The sequence below is a fragment of the Streptomyces sp. JJ38 genome (genome assembly GCF_019303475.1).
GTDB lineage: Bacteria > Actinomycetota > Actinomycetes > Streptomycetales > Streptomycetaceae > Streptomyces.
Map to the genome: position 1 here is coordinate 105294 of NZ_JABLSI010000004.1, position 20400 is coordinate 125693.

The 20400-nt window shown below is 75.3% G+C and carries 20 protein-coding genes; 9 read left to right on the forward strand and 11 right to left on the reverse strand.

The window, feature by feature from the left end; genetic code table 11:
• The first annotated feature begins 124 nt into the window (after positions 1-124).
• The 4 genes from HPT28_RS03145 to HPT28_RS03160 are packed head-to-tail and all read left to right on the forward strand — an operon-like array spanning position 125 to position 4836.
• Positions 125-1270, forward strand: coding sequence for a polyprenyl synthetase family protein (locus tag HPT28_RS03145; RefSeq protein WP_219089105.1), 1146 nt, complete (start codon positions 125-127; stop codon positions 1268-1270).
• Positions 1267-2838 (forward strand): phytoene desaturase family protein, encoded by a 1572-nt coding sequence (crtI, locus tag HPT28_RS03150; protein WP_219088958.1) that lies wholly within the window; start codon positions 1267-1269, stop codon positions 2836-2838. Before HPT28_RS03145 ends, crtI begins: the two co-directional genes overlap by 4 nt.
• Complete coding sequence (locus HPT28_RS03155; protein ID WP_219088960.1) at positions 2825-3823, forward strand: phytoene/squalene synthase family protein; 999 nt, start codon at positions 2825-2827, stop codon at positions 3821-3823. Before crtI ends, HPT28_RS03155 begins: the two co-directional genes overlap by 14 nt.
• On the forward strand, positions 3820-4836 hold the full coding sequence (locus tag HPT28_RS03160; protein ID WP_219088962.1) for a DUF5914 domain-containing protein: 1017 nt from the start codon (positions 3820-3822) through the stop codon (positions 4834-4836). The genes HPT28_RS03155 and HPT28_RS03160 overlap by 4 nt, the downstream gene beginning before the upstream one ends.
• Before the next feature lie 32 nt (positions 4837-4868).
• Here HPT28_RS03160 and HPT28_RS03165 read toward each other — a convergent pair whose 3' ends face one another.
• The 6 genes from HPT28_RS03165 to HPT28_RS03190 all read right to left on the reverse strand — a co-directional run bounded on the left by HPT28_RS03165 (position 4869) and on the right by HPT28_RS03190 (position 11585).
• Positions 4869-6455 carry an FAD-dependent oxidoreductase gene (locus HPT28_RS03165; RefSeq protein WP_308119052.1) on the reverse strand — a complete coding sequence of 529 codons (1587 nt, stop codon included), beginning with the start codon at positions 6453-6455 and terminating at the stop codon, positions 4869-4871.
• Complete coding sequence (locus tag HPT28_RS03170; protein ID WP_219088965.1) at positions 6452-7183, reverse strand: methyltransferase domain-containing protein; 732 nt, start codon at positions 7181-7183, stop codon at positions 6452-6454. The genes HPT28_RS03165 and HPT28_RS03170 overlap by 4 nt, the downstream gene beginning before the upstream one ends.
• Complete coding sequence (locus HPT28_RS03175) at positions 7180-8415, reverse strand: lycopene cyclase family protein (RefSeq protein WP_219088967.1); 1236 nt, start codon at positions 8413-8415, stop codon at positions 7180-7182. The genes HPT28_RS03170 and HPT28_RS03175 overlap by 4 nt, the downstream gene beginning before the upstream one ends.
• Entirely contained in the window at positions 8412-9122 is a 711-nt protein-coding gene (locus HPT28_RS03180; RefSeq protein ID WP_219088969.1) for an SDR family oxidoreductase, read from the reverse strand. Before HPT28_RS03180 ends, HPT28_RS03175 begins: the two co-directional genes overlap by 4 nt.
• 101 nt (positions 9123-9223) lie before the next feature.
• Entirely contained in the window at positions 9224-10471 is a 1248-nt protein-coding gene (locus tag HPT28_RS03185) for an NAD(P)/FAD-dependent oxidoreductase (RefSeq protein ID WP_219088971.1), read from the reverse strand.
• Between the two features lie 121 nt (positions 10472-10592).
• A complete protein-coding gene (locus HPT28_RS03190) occupies positions 10593-11585 on the reverse strand; it encodes a MerR family transcriptional regulator (protein WP_219088973.1) in 993 nt (330 codons plus the stop codon).
• A gap of 154 nt (positions 11586-11739) precedes the next feature.
• Here HPT28_RS03190 and HPT28_RS03195 point away from each other — a divergent pair, with 154 nt between their 5' ends.
• The 4 genes from HPT28_RS03195 (at position 11740) to HPT28_RS03210 (ending at position 14479) form a co-directional block, all read left to right on the forward strand.
• Entirely contained in the window at positions 11740-12366 is a 627-nt protein-coding gene (locus HPT28_RS03195) for a sigma-70 family RNA polymerase sigma factor (RefSeq protein ID WP_219088975.1), read from the forward strand.
• Between the two features lie 113 nt (positions 12367-12479).
• A complete protein-coding gene (locus HPT28_RS03200; protein ID WP_219088977.1) occupies positions 12480-13316 on the forward strand; it encodes a DUF4397 domain-containing protein in 837 nt (278 codons plus the stop codon).
• The gene (locus HPT28_RS03205; RefSeq protein ID WP_308119053.1) at positions 13309-13965 is read left to right on the forward strand and encodes a class F sortase; all 657 of its coding nucleotides are present in this window, start codon (positions 13309-13311) and stop codon (positions 13963-13965) included. The genes HPT28_RS03200 and HPT28_RS03205 overlap by 8 nt, the downstream gene beginning before the upstream one ends.
• 79 nt (positions 13966-14044) lie before the next feature.
• Entirely contained in the window at positions 14045-14479 is a 435-nt protein-coding gene (locus tag HPT28_RS03210) for a hypothetical protein (protein WP_219088979.1), read from the forward strand.
• Here HPT28_RS03210 and HPT28_RS03215 read toward each other — a convergent pair.
• From HPT28_RS03215 to allB, 4 genes are all read right to left on the reverse strand, one after another.
• A complete protein-coding gene (locus HPT28_RS03215; protein WP_219088981.1) occupies positions 14452-15057 on the reverse strand; it encodes a hypothetical protein in 606 nt (201 codons plus the stop codon). The two genes, HPT28_RS03210 and HPT28_RS03215, sit on opposite strands and share 28 nt — an antisense overlap.
• Positions 15054-16232 (reverse strand): ROK family glucokinase, encoded by a 1179-nt coding sequence (locus HPT28_RS03220; protein ID WP_219088983.1) that lies wholly within the window; start codon positions 16230-16232, stop codon positions 15054-15056. The genes HPT28_RS03215 and HPT28_RS03220 overlap by 4 nt, the downstream gene beginning before the upstream one ends.
• Before the next feature lie 168 nt (positions 16233-16400).
• Positions 16401-17516 (reverse strand): allantoicase, encoded by a 1116-nt coding sequence (gene alc / locus HPT28_RS03225; protein WP_219088985.1) that lies wholly within the window; start codon positions 17514-17516, stop codon positions 16401-16403.
• Positions 17513-18868, reverse strand: a complete 1356-nt coding sequence (gene allB, locus HPT28_RS03230; protein WP_219088987.1) for an allantoinase AllB — start codon at positions 18866-18868, stop codon at positions 17513-17515. The genes alc and allB overlap by 4 nt, the downstream gene beginning before the upstream one ends.
• 316 nt (positions 18869-19184) lie before the next feature.
• Between allB and HPT28_RS03235 the strand changes: the two genes are divergently transcribed.
• A complete protein-coding gene (locus HPT28_RS03235) occupies positions 19185-19991 on the forward strand; it encodes an IclR family transcriptional regulator (protein WP_219088988.1) in 807 nt (268 codons plus the stop codon).
• A gap of 2 nt (positions 19992-19993) precedes the next feature.
• Here the strand turns inward: HPT28_RS03235 and HPT28_RS03240 are convergent, their stop codons facing one another.
• Complete coding sequence (locus HPT28_RS03240) at positions 19994-20329, reverse strand: DUF5955 family protein (RefSeq protein WP_219088990.1); 336 nt, start codon at positions 20327-20329, stop codon at positions 19994-19996.
• Between the last annotated feature and the right edge of the window lie 71 nt (positions 20330-20400).

Genomic DNA, 20400 nt, shown 5'->3' on the forward strand with positions numbered 1-20400 from the left:
CGGGCTCCGTGCCCGAACGTCCCCGGCGACGAGCCGCGCGCCGGGCCGTCGTCAGCGCATCCGCCCAGGGGCACGCGACAGAAGCACAGGTGTGCAGGTGACCGAGAGTGAAAAGGGGTTGTGCATGCTGGTACTGCGGCCCACCGCGGCCGAACCGGTCAGGCCGGTCGACGGTCCGCTCACCGCCCGTGACGCCATCCGGGCCGCCGAGGCGGAACTCGGCCACGTCCTCGACGAGCGGCTGAGCCTGGCCCGCGACACGGATCCGGTCTTCGCCCGCGACGTCGCCGAGCGGGTCACCGCCTTCGTGCGGGGCGGGGGCAAACGGCTGCGCACCGCGTTCGTGTGGTCCGGCTGGCGGGCCGCCGGCGGTTCGGGGGACGCCACGGCGGTTCTGCGTACGGGCGCGGCCCTCGAACTCCTGCAGGCCTGCGCCCTCATCCACGACGACGTGATGGACGGTTCACCGCTGCGCCGGGGCGGACCGGCGATGCACGTCGACCTCGCCCGCCTGCACCGGGCCGCCCGGATGTCCGGCCCGGCCGGGGCGTTCGCGACGTCCGCCGCCGTGCTGGCCGGGGACCTGGCGCTGGCCTGGGCGGACGATCTGCTGGCCGAGACGGCGTTGGGGACACCCTGCGGTCAGCGCCTGCACCGCGAGTGGCAGGAGATGCGCACCGAGATGGTCGCCGGACAGTACCGGGACGTCCGGGCCCAGGCCATCGGGGCCGCGGACGCCGACGAGGCCCTGACCATCGCCACCCTCAAGAGCGCGCTCTACACCGTCGAGCGGCCCCTGGCCCTGGGCGCGGTCCTGGCCGGCGCCGACGCGCGGACCCTGGAGGCGCTGCGCCGCGCCGGACGGTGTGCCGGGCTGGCCTTCCAGCTCCGCGACGATCTCATCGGCACGTTCGGCGATCCGGCGCTGACGGGCAAGCCGTCCGACGACGACCTCCGGTCGTGCAAGCTCACCTGTCTGCTCGCCATCGGCCTCAAACTGGCCGAGGACTCCGGCGACCACGCGACCGCGGCCGACCTCTCGCCCGGCGAGCCGCCGCCCCTGTCGGACGACGCGGTACGGCGCATGCGTGGCGCCCTGGAGCGCGGCGGGGCGCGGTCCGCCGTCGAGGCGAAGATCAGGCGGCTGGCCGCGGAGAGCGTGCGGCACTTCGGCGGGACGGGCGCCGGGCCCGTCGTACGGCGGGAGTTCGCCGCGCTCGTCGAACGGGCCTCGGGCGTGGCCCCGGAGCACACCGGGGAGGCGGCATGAGGACGGTGACGGGTCCGACGGACCACGTGGTCGTGGTGGGCGCCGGCCTGTCCGGGCTCGCCTGCGCCCTGCACCTGCTCGGCGCGGGCCGCGCGGTGACGGTCGTCGAACGGGACGCCGGACCGGGCGGCCGGGCCGGACACCGGCGTCTGGGGGGCTACGAACTGGACACCGGGCCCACGGTACTGACCATGCCGCACCTGGCCGAGGAGGCGTTCGCGGCCGTGGGCGACAGCCTCGACCGTCACGTGGAGCTGACCGCCCTGCACCCCGCCTACCGGGCCCGGTTCGCGGACGGGAGCTCGCTCGACGTCCACACCGACGGCGGGGCGATGGAGGCCGAGGTCAGGCGGTTCGCCGGCCCCGCGGAGGCTGCGGGCTACCGTGAGCTGCGCGTCTGGCTGGGGAAGCTGTACCGGGCCCAGATGCGCCGGTTCGTCGACACGAACTTCGACTCGCCCCTGCGCCTGCTGCACCCCGACCTGGCGCGCCTGGCCGCGCTGGGCGGTTTCGGACGGCTCGACCGGCGCATCGGCCGCTTCCTCGCCGATCCCCGGCTGCGCCGCGTCTTCTCCTTCCAGGCCCTGTACGCCGGGGTGGCCCCGGCCAGGGCCCTCGCGGCCTACGCGGTGATCGCGTACATGGACACCGTGGCCGGCGTCTGGTTCCCCCAGGGGGGCGTGCACGCCCTGCCCCGGGGGATGGCGAACGCGGCACAGTCCGCGGGCGCCCGGTTCCGCTGGTCGTCCGAGGTCACCGAGCTGGAGAGATCGGTGGGCCGGGTCCGCGCCGTCCGACTGGCCTCGGGCGAGCGGATCCCCTGCGACGCCGTGGTGCTGACCTGTGAACTGCCGACGGCCCACCGGCTCCTGGGGCGGGCTCCGAAGCGCCCCGTGCCCCTGCGGTACTCGCCCTCGGCCGTCATCCTGCACGCCGGAACGGATCGCACCTGGCCTGGCCTCGCCCACCACACCCTGTCCTTCGGGGACGCGTGGGAGCGCACCTTCGAGGAGCTGACCCGCTCGGGACGGCTCATGAGCGACCCCTCGTTCCTGATCACCCGGCCCACCGCGCACGACCCGCGGCTGGCGCCGCCGGGGCGGCACCTCCACTACGTGCTGGCGCCCTGTCCCAACACCGCCGTCGGTCCCTCCGCCGCCGCGTGGCGTGACCTGGGGCCGCGCTACCGCGACAGCCTGGTCGCGGAGTTGGAGCGCCGGGGCCTCCACGGGTTCGCCGACAGCGTCCAGGACGAGCTGCTCGTGACGCCGCTCGACTGGGCGGCACAGGGGCACGCCGCGGGCAGCCCCTTCTCGGTGTCGCACACCTTCGCCCAGACCGGCCCGTTCCGTCCCCGCAACCTCGTGCGCGGCGTGGAGAACGTCGTCCTGGCCGGCTGCGGCACCACACCCGGCGTCGGCGTGCCGCCGGTGCTCATCAGCGGCAAGCTCGCCGCCGAGCGCGTGACCGGCGGGGTTCGGATGCGTCGTCCCACGCGCCCCTGCCCGCCACCGCACGGCGCCCGCACCCCCGCCTCGACCCCGGAAGGCGCGCATGACCCGTCGTGAACTGGACGCCGCCGGCATCACCGACCCCGCCCTGCGGGCGGCCTACACCCGGTGCCGGCGGCTCAACGCCCGGCACGGCAGGACCTACTTCCTGGCGACCCGGCTGCTTCCGGTGGAGCGGCGCTCCGCCGTGCACGCCCTGTACGGCTTCGCCCGCTGGGCGGACGACATCGTGGACGACCTCGACCGGCGCCGGACGCCGGACGAGCGCGACCGGCTGTTGCTGCGTCTGGAGAGCGACCTCGCCCACGGGCTGCGCACCGGCGTGGGCGACGAGCCCGTGGTGCGCGCCGTCGCCGACACCGCGGCCCGCTACGACATCGAGCACGTGCTGTTCGCCGACTTCCTGACGTCGATGCGCAGCGATCTGAGCGTGACGGACTACCCGACCTACGAGGACCTGCGGTCCTACATGCACGGCTCGGCCGCCGTGATCGGGCTGCAGATGCTGCCGGTGCTCGGCACCGTCGTCCCCCGCCAGGAGGCGGCACCGCACGCCGCCGACCTCGGCGTCGCGTTCCAGCTCACCAACTTCCTCCGGGACGTGGGCGAGGACCTGGACCGGGGGCGCGTCTACCTGCCGGCGGACCTGCTGGCCGCCCACGGCGTGGACCGGCCGCTGCTGGAGTGGAGCCGCCGCACGGGCCGGACCGACCCCCGCATCCGTCAGGCCCTCGTCGCCGCCGAGGCCCTGACGCGGAAGGTGTACCGGGCGGCGGAACCGGGCATCGCCATGCTCGACCCGCTCACCCGACCGTGTATCCGCGCCGCGTTCGCCCTCTACGGCGGCATCCTCGACGCGATCGCGGACCAGGGCTACAGCGTGCTGCACCGCCGCGCGGTGGTACCGCGCGGGCGCCGGGCGGCCGTGGCGGCGGCCGGTCTCGTCCGCGTCGCGGCCGCCCGGCGGCGGCGACGCCGCCCCGGGCACCCGGCCCACCGGGCGGGCGGCGCGGCACTCCAGTGGAAGGGGCCTGTGAAGTGAGCGGCCGATCGGATCGTTTCCGCCCCAAGGGCTGGACATCCCCGCTCCGGCGTCGTCGGGGTACCGGCTGGGCCGCGCAGGAGCCGACCTGGCGAGCGGCACGCCCGGCGCTGATCGCCGACGCGCTCAAGCGGGCGTCGGCGCGCCCCTCCGGCAACTGGTTCGTCGTCGGCGCCTCGCGGGACGTGCGCCCCGGTGACCGCCCCCGCGGCCGGACGGTGGGCGGCGTCGAGATCGTGCTGTGGCGCTCGGAGTCCGGTGCCCTGCACGCGGGCCCGGGCGCCTGCCCGCATCTCGGTGCGCCGCTGCGGGAGAGCCGGGTGGTGTGCGGCACGCTGGTGTGCCACTGGCACGGGCTGGCCCTGGACGGCGGCGCCTTCGCCGGGTGGGAGCCGTACCCGGTCCACGACGACGGCGTGCTGGTGTGGGTGCGGCTGGACGCGATCGGCGGCGAGGAACCGTCGGAGCGGCCCGTGGTGCCCGCGCGGCCGGAGCCGGACCGGGGGGTGGACGCCGTCTTCACGGCGGCCGGCCGCTGCGAGCCCGAGGACGTGGTCGCCAACCGGCTGGACCCGTGGCACGGCGCGTGGTTCCACCCGTACTCGTTCGTGGACCTGACGGTGGCCCGGCCGCCGCGGGGTGAGGAGGACGACGTCTTCGTCGTCGACGTCTCCTTCCGGGTGACCGGCCGTCTGGTGGTTCCGGTCCGGGCCGAGTTCACAGCTCCCGGGCCCCGGACCGTCGTCATGCGCATCACGGAGGGCGAGGGGGCCACGTCAGTGGTGGAGACGCACGCCACGCCGCTGACCGGCGACGCCGCCGAGCAGCCGAGGACCGCCGTCGTGGAGGCGGTCGTCGCCGCCTCCGGGCGACGCGGCTTCGCCCTGGCCCGGGCCGCCGCGCCCGCGCTGCGGCCGCTGATGCGGCGGACGGCCGGGCGGCTGTGGCGCGACGACCTCGCCTACGCGGAGCGGCGCTGGGCGCTGCGCAGCAGGGGACGGTTCCCGGGCTGAGGGGGCCGGGCGGTCGGCCCGGCCCGGCCCCCTCAGCCCACGGGGTCCGGTACGCCGCGCTCGTCAGGGCCCCGGCGGTCCGCGAGCCTGCCGAGGGCCCGCAGCGCGCGTGAGCGGCCCGTCCTCGGGACCGTCCACAGCGTCTGGCCGCGCACACCCCAGCGGGCGAGCAGCGCGCCGGCCGCCAGGAACCCGGTCGTGGCGGCGCGTTCCATGAGCGCCACGGGCAGGTCGCAGCGGATCGCGTCACCGGCCAGCGTCACCCGCGGGTCGGGGGTGGCCACGGCCGGCCGCCGGGCGTGGGAACCGACCGGGAAGAGGGGGCAGTCGGCACGCCACTCGTGCCGGGCGTCCACGAGCCCGGCGCGCTCCGTCTCCGGGTAGACGCGGCGCAGGCCGTCGACGAGGCGCTCCCGGACGGCCTCCCGGGGACCGGTCGCGGCGTAGCCGTGCAGTTCCACCACCGAGCCGCCGGTCCGCGCGGCCCAGCGAGCGGCCTCCCCCTCGTAGCGGTCCAGGACGCTGATGTTGTCGAGGCCGTCGTAGCCGCTGGTGCCGAGGAAACCCGGGCGGTCGGCGGCGACCGGCCGGTCGAGCCAGAGCCGGGAGACGAGGAAGGGAGGCGCGGTCCTCATGGCCTCGACGTCGTCGCGCCAGGCCGGGGTGCCGAGGCCGGGTGAGACGGAGACGAGCGCCCGCAGCGCCGCGGGGTCGAGGGCGAGCACCGCGGCCTCGTGGTGGTCGACACCGCCGTCGGTCAGCACCTCCACTCCCCCGCCGGCCCCGAGGTGGAGGCCGCGCACCGGGGTGCCGGTGCGCAGGTCGGCTCCCAGACGCCGGAGGTAGGCCCCGAGCGGCTCCCACAGGGCCTGGGGGAAGGGCTCGGTGGGCACGTCGAAGAGCAGGCCCTCGGCGGAACCGAGGAAGTAGATGTGGAACATCAGCAGCAGTTCCGCGGCGGACAGTTCGCGGGGATCGGCGAAGAAGCTGCGCGAGAACACCTCGAAGGCCAGGTGGTGCGCGGCCTCGGGGAAACGCACGCGCTCCAGGAACGCCGTCGCGCTCAGGCCGTCGAAGCGCTCGTAGACCTCGGGCACGCGGACGTCGAGGAGGGGGAGCGCGGCCCGGGGGGCCATGGCCGCCAGGTCGCGCCAGCCGAAGGTGGGGCTCAGGGCGACGAATCCGAGCGCGCTCAGCGGTGGGGTGCGCGGGACGCTTGCGAAGCTGTCGGTGAGCCCGCCGCTGTGCCGGAGCGGGTAGTCGGGCAGCGGCCGGAGCCGGTCGAGCCCGGGGTCGGTCCGCCGCAGCAGGCCGCGCAGGTTGTAGTACTGGCGGAAGAAGGCGTGGAAGCCGCGGCTCATGGTCGCCTCGGAGCCGTCCGCGAGGCGCGTGGGCCACCCCGCGAGACGGCCGCCGAGCGTGCTCTGGCCCTCGTAGAGGGTGACGCGGGCCCCGCGCTCCGCCAACAGGGTGGCCGCCGCGAGCCCGGCGATGCCCCCACCGACCACGGCGAGGCCCGGGGCGTCCTCGGGGGCGAAGCGGTCCCGGCCGGCGGCGGGCCTGATGATCTCGGCTCTGCGGTCGCGGCCCCGTCGGGCCGCCCGGGGGGAGGCGCTCACCGGTCCGCCTCCGCTGCCAAAGCGGCCTCGTTGCGCGCGAGGAAGGTGTGCACGATGCCGGTCTGCCATCCGGCGACGGGAACGGCGCGCACGCCGGTGAACCCCGCGTCCGCCAGCCGCGCGCAGAAGGCGGGCACGGTGTCGAAGTCGAGGACGCTGCGCCACAGGTGGCGGTAGAGCGCGCCGTCGCCGCCGAGCGTGCCCGCGGGGATGATCACGCCGCGGCACACGGCCGTCCACAGTGCCCGGTGGGGAGCGGAGCCGCTGAGGCTGTACTCGTGGACGGCGAGTCGGCCGCCCGGCCGCAACAGGGACCGGGCCGTCCGCAGCACGTCGTCAGGGTCCGTGACGTTGCGGAACAGGTAGGCGGCGAACACCGCGTCGTACGGCCCCTCACCGGCCGTCGCCGCCTCCTCGGCGCGCAGATGCCGGAAACGCACCGTGGCCGGCCACGGTTTCGCCAGAGCCCGCCGCAGCATGCCCGGCGAGGCGTCGACGGCCGTGATCCGCGCGCGCGGCGCCGCCCGCAGGAGCGCCCGGGTGGAGGCTCCGGTACCGCAGCCCAGGTCCAGCACGTGCGCCCCGGCGCCGTTCCGGGGCAGGCGCAGCCGGCGTGCCGAGCGGAGGAGATCCGAGCGGTAGCCGGGGTTGAGCGCCGTGAGGCGGTCGTAGGTGTGCGCGGCGTGGTCGAAGGCGCGGGCCAGGTCGTGGTCGCGCAGCAGTGTCATCGGTGGTCGTCTCCGGTTCGGTGCGCGGTGCGCGGGGCGGTGGGGAAGCGGTGCGGGAGAAAGGGGAGTTCGACGACGGTCCGGAGCATAGGGCCCACCGGGGTCCGCAGGCCGACACCCCACTCCTCCCACGGCGACGTGTCGCCGTCGAGGAAGCGCAGCAGGCGTTCGGCGGGCACACGGCGGAACAGGCGGGTGAAGAAGTCGGGGCCGTCGAGGCGACCGGTGTCCAGGGCCCGCAGCAGCACGGCGTCCATGGCCAACGCGCGCCTGCCGTGGGGCGGGAACGCGCGGGCGCGGCCCGCGCGCAGGCCGGCGGCGATGGCCCGGCTCTGCCGCTGCACGGCGGCGAAGGTGTAGCCGGTCGACGGGCGGGTGGCACCACCCGCGGCCCCGATCCTGAAGACGGCGGGGCCGGCCTGACGGGCGAAGCGCGCGTCGGTCATGGGGATGACGCCCTGCTCCGCCGACTCCACGGTGACGGCACCGAGCCCCAGGACGTCGCGGCAGTAGTGGGCCAGCGCCACCTCGTACGCGCTCGTGCTCAGCGGGCTCCGGGAGAACTCCGTGTACTCGACGAGGGCTCGGTTCGGCGTGAGGGGCAGGACGTAGCCGAAGGCGAGCCCGTGGGGCGGCTGCGGAACCCGGAAGTCCATCAGGTCGGCGACCGTGGGGTCGAAGGCCTCGCCCTCGGTGCGTACGAACCAGCCGCGGAAGTGCTGCAGCAGCCGCGTCCGGGCCGGTGGCGGCGTGGGGCGCGGGCGGGAGTCGAAGACGTGGCGGGCGCGGAGTGTCAGCGTCCGGCCGTCCGGGGTCGTGCACCGGACCTCCGCGCCGTCGGCCGTGTTGCGCACCGTGTCCGCGGTCGCGCGCAGGACACGGGCGCCTGGCGTGCCGGCCAGTCGGGTGTGCACCAGCTGTTCGACGTCCGTGGAGCGGAGCATCCGGTAGCGCAGCGGCGCCGGGTCCACGATAACCGGGCGGCCGTCGGTGCCGTGGACGCGCAGACGGTGCCAGGAGGCGGTGACCGCCTGCTCGAACTGGCCGTTCCCGCGGTCCCAGTAGCACCAGGTCCGCTCGGCAGGACGCCGGGGGCCGTCCGGTGCCTCGACGAGGGTGAGGGTGGGGGAGCCGGGTTCCGTCAGCCGGTGGGCGAGACTGAGCCCGGCCGCGCCGCCACCGACGATGACCACGTCGGATGCGGTGTCGCGAGGGCTGGAGGACCGGCTCACCGGGCGCGCCGTTCGACGACGGGGGTCCCGTCCGCGGCGCTGCGCAGGAGTTCGGCGTCCGCCTCCATCGCGTCGGCCACGGCGGCGACGACGCGCAGCGGGTCGCCTCCGGGAGGCGTCGGCGGGGCCGTGCCCGCCACGGCCCGGTCGGCGAAGCCCGTTTCCAGGTGCCCGGGACAGATGTCCAGGACGTGGATGCCGTGCGCCCCGGCCTCGCGGCGCGCGGCGGCCAGCCAGGCGCTCAGCGCGGCCTTGGAGGCGCTGTAGTCGGCCATCCCCGGCTGCGGGCGCTGCGCGACCACGCCGGTGAAGGCGGCGATCGTGGAACCGGGTTCCATGACGGTGAGCGCGGCGCGGAAGAAGGCGGCGGGTGCCAGGACGTTGACGGCGACGAGGTGTTCCGCGATCTCGTCACCGACCTCGGCCGCCGGGCCGAACGCGACCGTTCCGAAGGCCGTGACGACCGCGTCGAGCCCGCCCATTCCGGCCGCCGCGCCGTGCACGGCGCGGGCGCAGGAGTCGGGGTCGTAGGCGTCGAAGACGACGGCCGGAGTTCCGGGATACGCCCGGGCCGCGCGCACGAGGCGCACCGGGTCGCGTCCGGCAAGCGTCAGCCGGGCGCCACGGTCGGCCAGTTCGGCGACGAGGGCGCCGCCGAGCGTACCGGTCGCGCCGGCCACCAGCACGCGCGCGCCGTCGAGTTTCACATCGCACTCCCGATCGCGAAGGTCAGTCGAGGCGTTGCCTCTCGCCTCCTCTTCCGGGTGGCGGCGGCCGCTGGATGCGGCACGGGCCGTCAGGCCGGCCGTCATGCGCGGTCCAGGTCGGTGAGAACCTCCCGGGCGGCCCGCGTGCCCGAGGCCAGCGCGCCCTGCACGGAGCCGGTCGCCCGGTGGTCCCCGCACACGTATCTGGCCGCGGACAGCCGTGTGGTGCGGCTCAGCGGCCACGGGGGCCGCATGGCCGGCAGGGCGCCCCGGACGGTGTAGGCGGCGATCCGACGCCAGCCGCTCGTGTCCGTGCCGTACAGCCCGGCCAGGCGGCGGAGCGCGGCCTCGGCCACGCCGGGCCGGTCCTCGCCGAGCACGGACGTGGAGATCAGCGCGGTGCCCGGCGGTGCGTAGGTGGGGGCCGCCTCGGTCAGCACGCAGGTGTTCAGCACCTCCCCAAAGCTGTCCACCACCAGGGTCGGCTCGGCCAGTGGGGTGCGTTCGGCGGCATGGTAGTAGGTGGTGACCGTCCGGCTGTCCGGCACGGCCAGGCCCGGCAGCAGGCGGGCGGCGGCGGCCGCGTCCGTCGCCACGACGACGGTGGCGGCCGGCATTTCGGAGCCGTCGTCCAGCAGCACGCCCGAGGCGGTGACGGCGGCGACGGGCGTCTCCAGCCGGAGAACCTCACCTGGCAGGCGCTGTGCCAGGCGAGCGGGCACGGCGCCGACGCCGTCCGCGGGCAGACAGAGCGTCCCCCGGACCATGCTCCGCCAGACCAGGTGGAAGAACCGGGCGGAGGTCTCCAGCCGGTCTTCCAGGAACACCCCCGACAGGAAGGGCCGCAGGATCTCGGTGACCGTCTGCGCCGACACCCCGGCGCGCGTGAGGGCGTCGGCGGTGGACCGGTCCGCGCCGTGCTTGAGGAGGCGGACGGGGGCGAGGGCGTCCCGCGCGGTCAGTGCGGTCATGGCGGCCAGGTCCCGGGCGGGCAGTGCCCGGCCGGGCACCAGATCCCCCGCCGCCGACGGCCGCCGCGTGGGGTCCGTCAGGCGGACGGGGCCCGCCGAGGTGTGCGCCACGAAGCCCGGGGTGAACGGCCTCAGCCGCAGACCCCGCAGGTCCAGGCGCCGCTTCAACTGGGGGTACGAGGTGTTCACCACCTGGAACCCGCGGTCCAGCAGGAACCCGTCCCGCCGGTCGGTGCGCATCCGGCCCCCGACCGCGTCGGACGCCTCCAGCAGCGCCACCCGCCGTCCGGCGCGGCACAGGTCCAGGGCGCAGGCCAGGCCCGCGAGACCCGCTCCGATGACGACGGTGTCCGCGACACGACGGGGGTGACGGCTCATCTTCCTCTTCCTCCGGCTCTCTTCGACACGAGGGCGCCGAACACGCACGGCGTCCAGCCGAGCACGTCGCGTCCGGTGATGCCAGGCGCCACCACGGCCCGGCCCCGAGCGGATCCCCCGCTCACCGGTTCACGGCCGCCTCCACCGTCCGGACGGCCTCCGCCAGCCCGGCCGGATGCGGCAGCCCCGAGGTGGTCTGCCCCGCCCAGCCCGGACCGAGCGTCAGGACGACCGGCCTCCTGCGCGCGCCGCGGACCCCCCACTCGAGGGCCGACACGTGCTGGGCGAGCGGTCGGCTGGCCGTGGTCCGGGACTGCGCCCACAGCCCCACCGCGGCCGGCCCGGTCCTGCGCACGGCGGCCACGAGCGACTCGACGGGCAGGGCGCCGCCGAACATGCGGACCGGGAGGCCCCGTTCGGCCAGGGCGGCGGCCAGCACCTCCAGGGGCAGCGTGTGGTTCTCCGCGGGCACGCAGGCCAGCACCGTGGTCGCGCCGGGCCGGTCCGCGGCCACGGGCGGGGCGTGGCGCCGCAGTGCGCCGGAGACGTGCCAGGACAGGAAGTGCTCGACCTCGACGTACCTCTCCCCCGAGGTCTCCCACTTGCGGCCGACGGCCTGCAGCGTGGGCATGATGACCTCCGTCCAGGCCGTGACCAGGCCGTGCGCCGCGATGGTCTCGCTCAGGAGCGTGTCGAGCGCGGGGGCGTCGAGGCGCAGGGCCGCGCGAGCCACTCCCTTGCACTCATGGCGGACGTCGCCCAGCCGCATGCCGGAGCCGGCCCGCCCGCGCTGTGGGCCCGCCGGCCGCACCGGGGTGGCGACGGCCTCGCGCGGCGGCCGCGCGTCCGTGCCGCTGAGGGCCAGGCGCGCGGCCTCGGCGGGCGCCATGCCGGTCGCCGTCAGGGCGCACATCCGCTCGAGGCGAGCGATGTCGCCCGCCGCCCAGCGGCGGTGGCGGCCACCGGTGTGCTCCCGGGGACCGAGCCCGTAGCGCCGGTCCCACGAACGGACGGTGGTCGGCGCCACGCCCAGCCGCCGTGCCACCTCCCCGGTGGTCAGCGCGCCCGCGGGACGCTCGTCCGCCTCTCCCCCGAGGTTCCTCTCGCTTCGCATGCCTCCATATTACGACGCACAAACGATGCATGTTGTGTGCGTCGTTTTCTTCTGGCGAGAGTGGAACCGCGTCGCCGGCAACGGCACACGCGCCGACCGGACCCGCTACGCGGGCGGCCCCCGCCGGCGGCGCACACGGCAGGAGGAGCAGGTCATGACCACGCACACCCGGCCCACGGACATCCGGCCCGGGAGCACCCGCTCCCCGGCCGCACAGGACCGACTGTCCGACGAGGAGCTCGCCCGGGGCCTGCGGGCCGCCGACGAGGACGCGTTCGCGGCCGTCTACCGCCGCTGGGGTGCGCTCGTGCACACCATGGCCACCCGCTCACTCGGCGACACCCACGAGGCCGAGGACGTGACGCAGCAGGTGTTCCTCGGCGCCTGGCGCGGGCGGCACGGCTACCGCCCGGAGCGGGGGCCGCTCGGTGGCTGGCTCGTCGGCATCGCACGCCGCAAGATCGTCGACGCGCTGGCGGCCAGGACGAGGCGCCTCACCCTCGTCGACAAGGTGACGCACGAGGCCGTCGGCCGCCCCGGCGACATGGCCGCGCCGGATGAGGGCCTGGACCGCGTGCTGCTCGTCGACGCGCTCTCCCACCTGCCGAAACCCCAGCGCGAGGTCCTGTGCATGGCGTTCTACGAGGACCTCACCCAGGCGCAGATCTCCCGCCGCACAGGCGTGCCGCTGGGCACGGTCAAGAGCCACGCCCGCCGCGGCCTCCTGCGGCTGCGCGAGGGGATCGACCAGGGTCGCGTCGCCGACGGCAACGCCCCGTAGACGCGACGGAATCACCCCGCCGCCCGCATCCGGAGCGGCGCTCTCGCAGGAAACAGATACACGACAGATACGAGACGGCACACCGGGCGTCTCGTCACGAAGGGATCACTCTCATGACTTCTCGAATCCCCCTCGTCCTCGGCGCCTCGGCCGGGGCCTGCGTCCTGGCCCTCTCCGTCACCGCACCCGCGTTGGCGGCCTCCGACGCCGACGACTCCGCCATGGTCTCCGTCTTCCACGGCGTTCCCGGTCTCACCGTGGACGTGTACGCCAACGGGAACGAACTGCTGGGCGACTTCGAGCCCGGCACGGTGACCGAACCCCAGGCCCTCGACGCCGGTACCTACGACATCCAGGTCTTCGAAGCCGGCCAGGGCCCCGACGGCACTCCGGCCATCGAGAAGGAGATAGAGGTTCCGGAGGGCGCGAACGCCACCATCGCGGCCCACCTCTCCGCCGAGGGCGAGCCCCAGCTCACGGCCTTCGTCAACGACGTCTCCGAGATCGACGCCGGCGAGGCGCGGCTGACCGTGCGCCACGTCGCCGCCGCGCCGGCCGTGGACGTCCGGGCGGACCAGCAGCCCGTGTTCAAGGGCCTGGAGAACCCTAACGAGGACATGGCCGTGGTCGACGCCGGCACGGTGTCGGCCGACGTGACGCTGGCCGGCACCGACACCGTGGCGATCGGTCCGGCGGATCTGAACCTGGAGGAGGGTGCCAACACCATCGTCTACGCCTGGGGCAGCGCGGAGGACGAGAACCTGGCGCTCGCGACACAGACGCTCAAGGGCATGGACTCCGCACCGAACGGTGTGGACGCGGGCAGCAACAGCGGCGCGGCCGCCGGGACCAACTCCTCGGACCAGTGGCTGGCGTGGGCGGCCGCGAGCGGCATGGTCGCGCTGGCCGGCGCCCTGGTGATCCGCCGGGCCGCTGGTCGGCGTGGCTGACCGGACCCGACGGCTCATCGTCCTCTCCTCGCTGGCGACCGCCGCTCTCGCGGCGGTCGCCGTGCTGGAGACCGTTCCGTCGGACCCCACCGGGGCACCGCCCGACTTCGGCCCCGACGCCCCCGCGCGGGTCGTGGAATCCCGTGCGTCACCGTCCGGCGAGGCGACCAGGCCGGACACCGGGTCGAACGCGCCCCGTCGCAACGCCCCCGACCGGATCGAGGTCCCGGACGTCGGCCTGGACGCCCGTGTCGAGCCGGTGGGCGTCGACGAGACCGGCGGCGTGGCCGTCCCCGACGACCCGGCCGTCGCGGGCTGGTACCGCTTCGGTCCGGTGCCCGGAGGCCCCCACGGCTCGGCCGTACTCGTCGGACACGTGGACAGCGAGACCGGGGACCTCGGTGAGTTCGCCGCGCTCTACGACGTGGAACCGGGCGACGAGATCGAGGTGGGCCGTCAGGGTGCCGGGCCGGCGCGCTACCGCGTCACCGCCCGGTCGACGGTGCCGAAGGGCGAACTCCCGGACTCCACCTTCCGCCGAACCGGGCCGCCGGTGCTGACGCTCGTCACGTGCGCGCCCCCGTTCGTCCCCGACCGGGGCGGCTACCAGGCCAACCTGGTCGTCACCGCGGAGCCCCTCGTGGGCTGAGCGACCCGGGCTCGTCCGTGCCCGAGCACGCTCCGGCACCGGTACGGGCAGCGACCGAGCACAGGAGCAGGAGGCAGCGGTGCCCCATGTCGAGTCCGCGCACCTGGTGGAACTGGCGCTGGGAAACGACGTCCGGCGCCACGAGGACGGCGCGGCCCTGCGGCACATCGCCTCATGCGAGCGCTGCTCGGCGGAGCTGGACCGCATGACCCGGGTGATCAGCGTCGCGCGGGGCGTCGAGGAGCCGGACCTGCCGGTCGCTCCCCCGGAGCGCGTCTGGCAGCGGATCGCGCAGGCGCTTCCCGAGCCGGCCGACGACTCCGGGGCCCCGCTCTCCCCGGGCCGGGGCCCCGGACCCCCGGCGCCGCGGGGCGCGTCGCGGCGTGGCGGCCGCCACGGTGGGGCCGCCGGCCGGCGCCGCCGTCTCGTACCGGGCCTGCTCGGCGTGGCCGCCGTCGTCTGGTGCTGGAACCGCGTGCGGCGTGGTCAGAAGGAGGCGGTGGAGACGACGTAGACCTGGGGGCGGTCCGGGCGGGTGCGGTCGACGGTCACGGCCACCTCGGGCCGCAGGCCGGGCAGGTCCACGGTGGTGCCGGCGTAGTCGTGGCCCGCGCGGTCCAGCTCCCAGCCGACGACGTCCGACTGACGCGCCGAGACGGCGTCGGCGTCCGGGCTCAGGCGGGCGTTGCTCGTGCCCAGCTCGCCGAGGAACCACTCCAGTTCCTCCGGCGAGGTGCGGAACTGGACGTAGAGGGTGCTGGTCTCCCAGGCGTTCTGCTCGTAGTAGCCGACGTAGGTCGAGTCGCGGGGAATGGGCACCTCGAAGACACGCCGGGTCACCTTGCGCGGCCAGCGCCACTCCAGACCGGTCGCGGCGGCGACGGCCTGCTTGTCCTTGCCGCTGTCGCGGCTCTGGTAGGCGGAGAGGGCCATGTAGGCCGCGGAGACGGCGATGAGGAGCACGACCACCGCCCCGGCGAGCCAGCGGCGCGGCCGCCGGGGCGGGGCCGTCGGACCGGGGGGCTCCGGCTGCTCGGGATGCTCGGGGCGCTCGGGGCGCTCGGGCCGGGTGTCGTCGAGGACGGCGGTCACCGGCTCACCTCCCGGCCGCGCGGCGTCAGCCCGAGCTGGGCGGCGGCCCGCTCATAGCGCTCGTACCGTTCCAGTCGGCGCCGCGTGGCGCGGCGGAAGCGCCGGGCGACGAGCCGGGCGAGGTCGGCGGCGCCCACGAGCCCGGCCTCGGGCCCGAGCTCGGCCCGCGCGATCCGGGCCTCGGGACGGTAGCCGCGGCCGGTCAGATGGCGGTGGAAGGCCTCGCGGGCCGGGTCGATCAGCAGGTCACCGGCCGCGCTGACACCGCCGCCGACGACGAAGCAGGACGGGTCGAGGGCGGCGGCCAGGTTGGCGAGCCCGATGCCGAGCCAGCGGCCGATGTCCTGGAAGAGCTCGACGCACATCGGGTCGCCCTCGCGGGCCAGGTCGGTGACGAGCGGCCCGGTGATGTCGGCGGTACGGCCGCCGACGCGGCCGAGGATGGTCTGGGCCACCGGTGAGTCGGCGGCGGCCAGCTCCCGGGCCTCGCGGACCAGGGCGTTGCCCGAGCTGTACTGCTCCCAGCAGCCGCGGTTGCCGCACGGGCAGCGGTGACCGGACGGCACGACCTGCATGTGGCCGAACTCGCCGGCGACCCCGTACTTGCCGCGCTTGACCCGGCCGTCCTCCAGTATGGCGCCGCCGATACCGGTGCCGAGCGTGATCATGACGAGGTGGTCCTCGCCCCGGCCCGCTCCGAAGCGCCATTCCCCCCAGGCGGCGGTGTTGGCGTCGTTGTCGACCATGACCGGCACCGCCAGCCGGGCCTGGAGGGCCTCGCGCAGCGGTTCGTCCCGCCACGCCAGATGCGGGGCGAAGAGCACGCGGGAGCGGTCGGCGTCGACCCAGCCCGCGGCGCCGATGCCGACGGCGTGCACGTCGTGCCGGTCGGAGAGGTCGAGCACCAGCTCGGTGATGACGTCCTCGACGACCTTGGGGCTCTTGGACTTGTCCGGCGTCTCCGTGCGCACCTTCTCCACGATGGTGCCCTCGGCGTCCACCACACCGGCCATCACCTTCGTGCCGCCGATGTCGATGCCCACCGTGGGCACGCGGGGCGCGGACAGGTGCGAGCGCCGCTCCCGGGCGCCGGACGTGCCGCGGGCGGCGACGGTGCGGAGCACGGTGGCCCGGGCCGAGCCGTGGGAGGACGTGCGGTCACGGTACGTACTCATCAGCTCGATTGTGCCTCACCCCTTCGGTCCTGGCCGGGCGAGCGGCGGAGCCGGTCGGGGTGCGCCGCCGTGGCCGTCCGGGCCGCACCAGTATCGGACAGGTGCCGCGGGGTGGGACGGGCGGGCCCGCGCGCCGCATCCGCGCGCGGGCCGTGGGCGTGCCCCCGGTCAGCCGCCGAGCTGGCGGAAGCGGGCCGTGAGGGCCTCGGCGCCCGCCGTCGTCAGGGAGCCGAAGAGACGCAGCCGGGAGATGCCGCCGTCGGGGAAGATGTCCAGCCGGACGTGGGTGGCCGCCGGGGCGTCGTCGAGCAGGAACCGGTGGACGGTGTCCGGCTGCAGCCGGGTGCGCGGGAGCAGCTCGACCCACTCACCGTCCTCGCCGTCCTTGCCGACGAGCGCGGCCCAGCCGGCCGAGTTGCCCTTGAGGTAGGCGGTGTCGATCTCGACGGCGCGGATGGTGGCCTGGCCGGCGAGGGCGTAGCTGATCCAGTCGTTGCCCTGGTCACGGCGGCGGCGGGTCTCCCAGCCGTCGTCCATCTTCTGCGAGCGGCCCGGGTTGATGGTGTTGGTGGCCGGGGAGTAGAAGCGGTCGGACGCGTCCAGCACGGCGCCGCCGTTCTCCAGCGCGACGACGTCGAAGGAGCCGAGGGCCGCGAGCCACGCGGGGTCGGGGACGACCTCGCCGTGTACGCGCAGCCGGGCGATGCCCCCGTCGGGGTGCTGGTTGACGCGCAGGTGCGTGAAGCGCTGCTCGACGTCGACGGCGAAGCCGTTGGCGGCGTGGCCGCCGATGGGGGTACGCGGGACGAGGGTCGTCCACTTCACGTCCGCGGCCTGGAGCTCCTCGGGGGACGCGGACAGCGGCGCGGAGGTGGCCTCGACGGAGACGGACTGCGGGTAGTTGCCGCGGAAGTGCGCGGTGTCCACGACGATGCCGCGGATCACGCCGGGGGTGCCGAGGCGGACGAGGGCCCAGTCGTGGTCGTCCTCGGCGGGGTGCGGGGTACCGGCGTCGGTGCCGCGGCGGCGGCGGGTCTCCCAGCCGTCCATGACCTTGCCCTTGTGGCCGAAGTGCTCGGGGTCGAACTCGGCGCGGCTGGGGATCAGCAGGTTCTCGCGCTGGGCGAAGAACTCGTCGTTGGCGGCGATGACGCCGGCGCCCAGGCGGCGGTCGGCGAGGTCGGCGTACCGGGTGAAGGGGAAGTCCGCGGTGCGGTAGTCCGCGTACGGGTCGCCGCCGCCGTAGGGGTTCGCGTCACCGGTGAAGCGGGGCAGGGCGGTCATGCGGAGGTCCTCTCGATGAGTCGGCCGGTCTTGGCGATGGTGCGGCCGTGGTCGGTGATCTGCACGCCGCGCAGCCAGGCGGACCGGACCACGCCGGACAGCGTCTTGCCCGCGTAGGCGGTGACCTGGTTGCGGTGGTGGAGCTCGGCCGGGTCCACGGTGAAGGTCTCGTCGGGCGCCAGGACGGCGAAGTCGGCGTCCCGTCCGGGGACGATGCCGCCCTTGGTGCCGTCCAGCCCGGCGAGGGCGGCGGGGGCGGCTGCCATCCAGCGGACGACGTCCTCGGGCCGGTGGCCGCGCCTGCGGGCCTCCGTCCACACCGCGGGCAGGCCGAGCTGGAGGGAGGAGATACCGCCCCAGGCCTGGCCGAAGTCGGCGACCTTCAGGTCGGCGGTGCAGGGCGAGTGGTCGGAGACGACGCAGTCGATCGTGCCGTCGGCCAGGCCGGCCCACAGCGCGTCCTGGTTCTCCCGCTCGCGGATGGGCGGGCAGCACTTGAACTCGGTGGCGCCGTCGGGCACCTCCTCGGCGGTGAGGGTGAGGAAGTGCGGGCAGGTCTCGACGGTGACCCGGACGCCGTCCCGCTTGGCGGCGGCGATCATCGGCAGCGCGTCGGAGGAGGACAGGTGCAGCACGTGCACCCGTGCGTCCAGCGTGCGGGCGAGGTCGATGAGCAGCGCGATGGCGTCGTTCTCGGCCGCGCGGGGACGGGAGGCGAGGAAGTCGGCGTAGCGCGGGCCGTGCGGCTGCGGAGCGCTGCCGAGGTGGCCCGGGTCCTCGGCGTGCACGATGAGCAGACCGTCGAAGGCCGCGATCTCGGTGAGGGCGGCCTCCAGCCCGGCGGGGTCGAGCTCGGGGAACTCCTCCACGCCGGAGGGGGACAGGAAGCACTTGAAGCCGAAGACTCCGGCCTCGTGCAGGGGGCGCAGCTCCTTGACGTTGCCGGGGATCGCGCCGCCCCAGAAGCCGGTGTCGACGTGCGCCTTGGGCCGGGCCACGTCCTGCTTGACCGCGAGGTTGGCCGCCGTGGTGGTGGGCGGCAGGCTGTTCAGCGGCATGTCGAGCAGCGTGGTGATGCCGCCGGCCGCGGCGGCCTGGGTGGCCGTCCAGAACCCCTCCCACTCGGTGCGCCCGGGGTCGTTGACGTGGACGTGGGTGTCCACGAGGCCGGGGAGCAGCATGTCGTCGCCGACGTCGACGACCGTGGCGCCGGCCGGCGGCGGCGCGTCGTGCGGGAGCACGGCGGCGATCCGGCCGTCGGCGACGGCGACGGCCGCGGGGCCCGTCGTGTCGGGGGTGACGACGCGCGTCGAGCGCAGGACGAGGTCAGCATGGGGCGGGGTGGCGGCCAACCGGCTCTCCTTCGTGGTTTTTCAACTTTCTGTTGAAGTCTTCACTTCCGGAGGAGTGGAGTCAAGGGCTGCTCGGGTCTCACGACTCCCCGGGGGACACCTTGGAGATTTCCACAAAATGGATAACCATTATCGCATGACGGAACGTAGTTCCGCCCAGTGCGGACCCCGCGACGACCGGCCCCACCCTTGCGCGACACCCGGACAAACCCCCCTTGATCGGCGATAACCGCATGTGGCATGCCCCGCCGCCGCTCGGCGCCCGAGCCGCCGCGCCCGGTAGCATGCGCCCCATCCGGCCGAAAGGAAACGCGACGTGCCGCCGTCCGAGCGCAAGACCACTTCCGCCCCCGCGGCCACCGGGGGCGTCCAGTCCCTCGAACGTGCCTTCGATCTGCTGGAGCGGATGGCCGACGCCGGGGGCGAGGTCGGACTGAGCGAGCTGTCCGGCAGCAGCGGCCTGCCCCTGCCGACCATCCACCGCCTCATGCGGACCCTGGTCGCCTGCGGCTACGTCCGGCAGCAGCCCAACCGCCGCTACGCCCTCGGCCCCCGGCTCATCAGGCTCGGCGAGAGCGCGTCCCGGCTGCTGGGCACCTGGGCCCGGCCCTACCTCGCCCGCCTCGTGGAGGAGACCGGCGAGACGGCGAACATGGCCCTCCTGGACGGCGACGAGGTGGTGTACGTCGCCCAGGTCCCCTCCCGGCACTCCATGCGCATGTTCACCGAGGTCGGCCGCCGCGTCCTGCCGCACTCGACGGGCGTGGGCAAGGCCCTCCTGGTCGGCCACGAGCCCGAGGACGTGCGCGCCCTGCTCGGCCGCACCGGCATGCCCGCCGCCACCGAGCGCACCATCACGACCCCCGAGGGCTTCCTGGAGGCCCTGGAACTGACCCGCAAGCGCGGCTACGCCCTCGACGACAACGAGCAGGAGATCGGCGTCCGCTGCATCGCCGTCCCCGTGCCGGACTCCCCCACCTCCGCCGCGATCTCCATCTCCGGCCCCGCGGGCCGGGTCACCGACACGGCGACGACCACGATCGTGCCGCTGCTCCAGGAGGTCGCCCGGGAGCTCTCGGACGCGCTGGCCAGCACCGCGCCCGTCAACGGCAACGGCGGCTGACCTCAGCGCCGCCGCACCGGCTCGCCGAACAGGAGGACGGCCTCGCGCAGCTCCCGCACGGCGTCGGCCAGCGCGCTGAGCGAACCGAGCGCCCCCACGACCTGCAGCAGCCCCTGCCGCAGCGCGGGCACGTCCACGGCGCCCTCCGCGGCCATGGCCTCCAGCCGGGCCAGCTGCTCGTCGGCGACCTCCCGGTCGGCCAGCCGCCCCGGGTGTGCCGCCAGCGCGCGGCGCGCCCGCACGACGGCTGACCGCAGGGCCGCGGTGCGTGGGTCCGCCGCCGCCGCGACGGTCTCGACGGGGTGCTGCTCGCGCTGCCGCACCGCTGCCGGTTCCATCCGATCGCCTCGCAACGTCTGTGCCCCCAGGCGGAAGCAGGCTGGACTGGCGCCCCCGCGGTGGTCGGACG

Bases quoted from the DNA above. Each gene is read 5' to 3' on its own strand.
- HPT28_RS03145 (WP_219089105.1), top strand. From the start codon at position 125: ATGCTGGTACTGCGGCCCACCGCGGCCGAACCGGTCAGGCCGGTCGAC.
- crtI (WP_219088958.1), top strand. From the start codon at position 1,267: ATGAGGACGGTGACGGGTCCGACGGACCACGTGGTCGTGGTGGGCGCC.
- HPT28_RS03155 (WP_219088960.1), top strand. From the start codon at position 2,825: ATGACCCGTCGTGAACTGGACGCCGCCGGCATCACCGACCCCGCCCTG.
- HPT28_RS03170 (WP_219088965.1), bottom strand. From the start codon at position 7,183: ATGACACTGCTGCGCGACCACGACCTGGCCCGCGCCTTCGACCACGCC.
- HPT28_RS03185 (WP_219088971.1), bottom strand. From the start codon at position 10,471: ATGAGCCGTCACCCCCGTCGTGTCGCGGACACCGTCGTCATCGGAGCG.
- HPT28_RS03190 (WP_219088973.1), bottom strand. From the start codon at position 11,585: ATGCGAAGCGAGAGGAACCTCGGGGGAGAGGCGGACGAGCGTCCCGCG.
- HPT28_RS03195 (WP_219088975.1), top strand. From the start codon at position 11,740: ATGACCACGCACACCCGGCCCACGGACATCCGGCCCGGGAGCACCCGC.
- HPT28_RS03200 (WP_219088977.1), top strand. From the start codon at position 12,480: ATGACTTCTCGAATCCCCCTCGTCCTCGGCGCCTCGGCCGGGGCCTGC.
- HPT28_RS03220 (WP_219088983.1), bottom strand. From the start codon at position 16,232: ATGAGTACGTACCGTGACCGCACGTCCTCCCACGGCTCGGCCCGGGCC.
- alc (WP_219088985.1), bottom strand. From the start codon at position 17,516: ATGACCGCCCTGCCCCGCTTCACCGGTGACGCGAACCCCTACGGCGGC.
- HPT28_RS03240 (WP_219088990.1), bottom strand. From the start codon at position 20,329: ATGGAACCGGCAGCGGTGCGGCAGCGCGAGCAGCACCCCGTCGAGACC.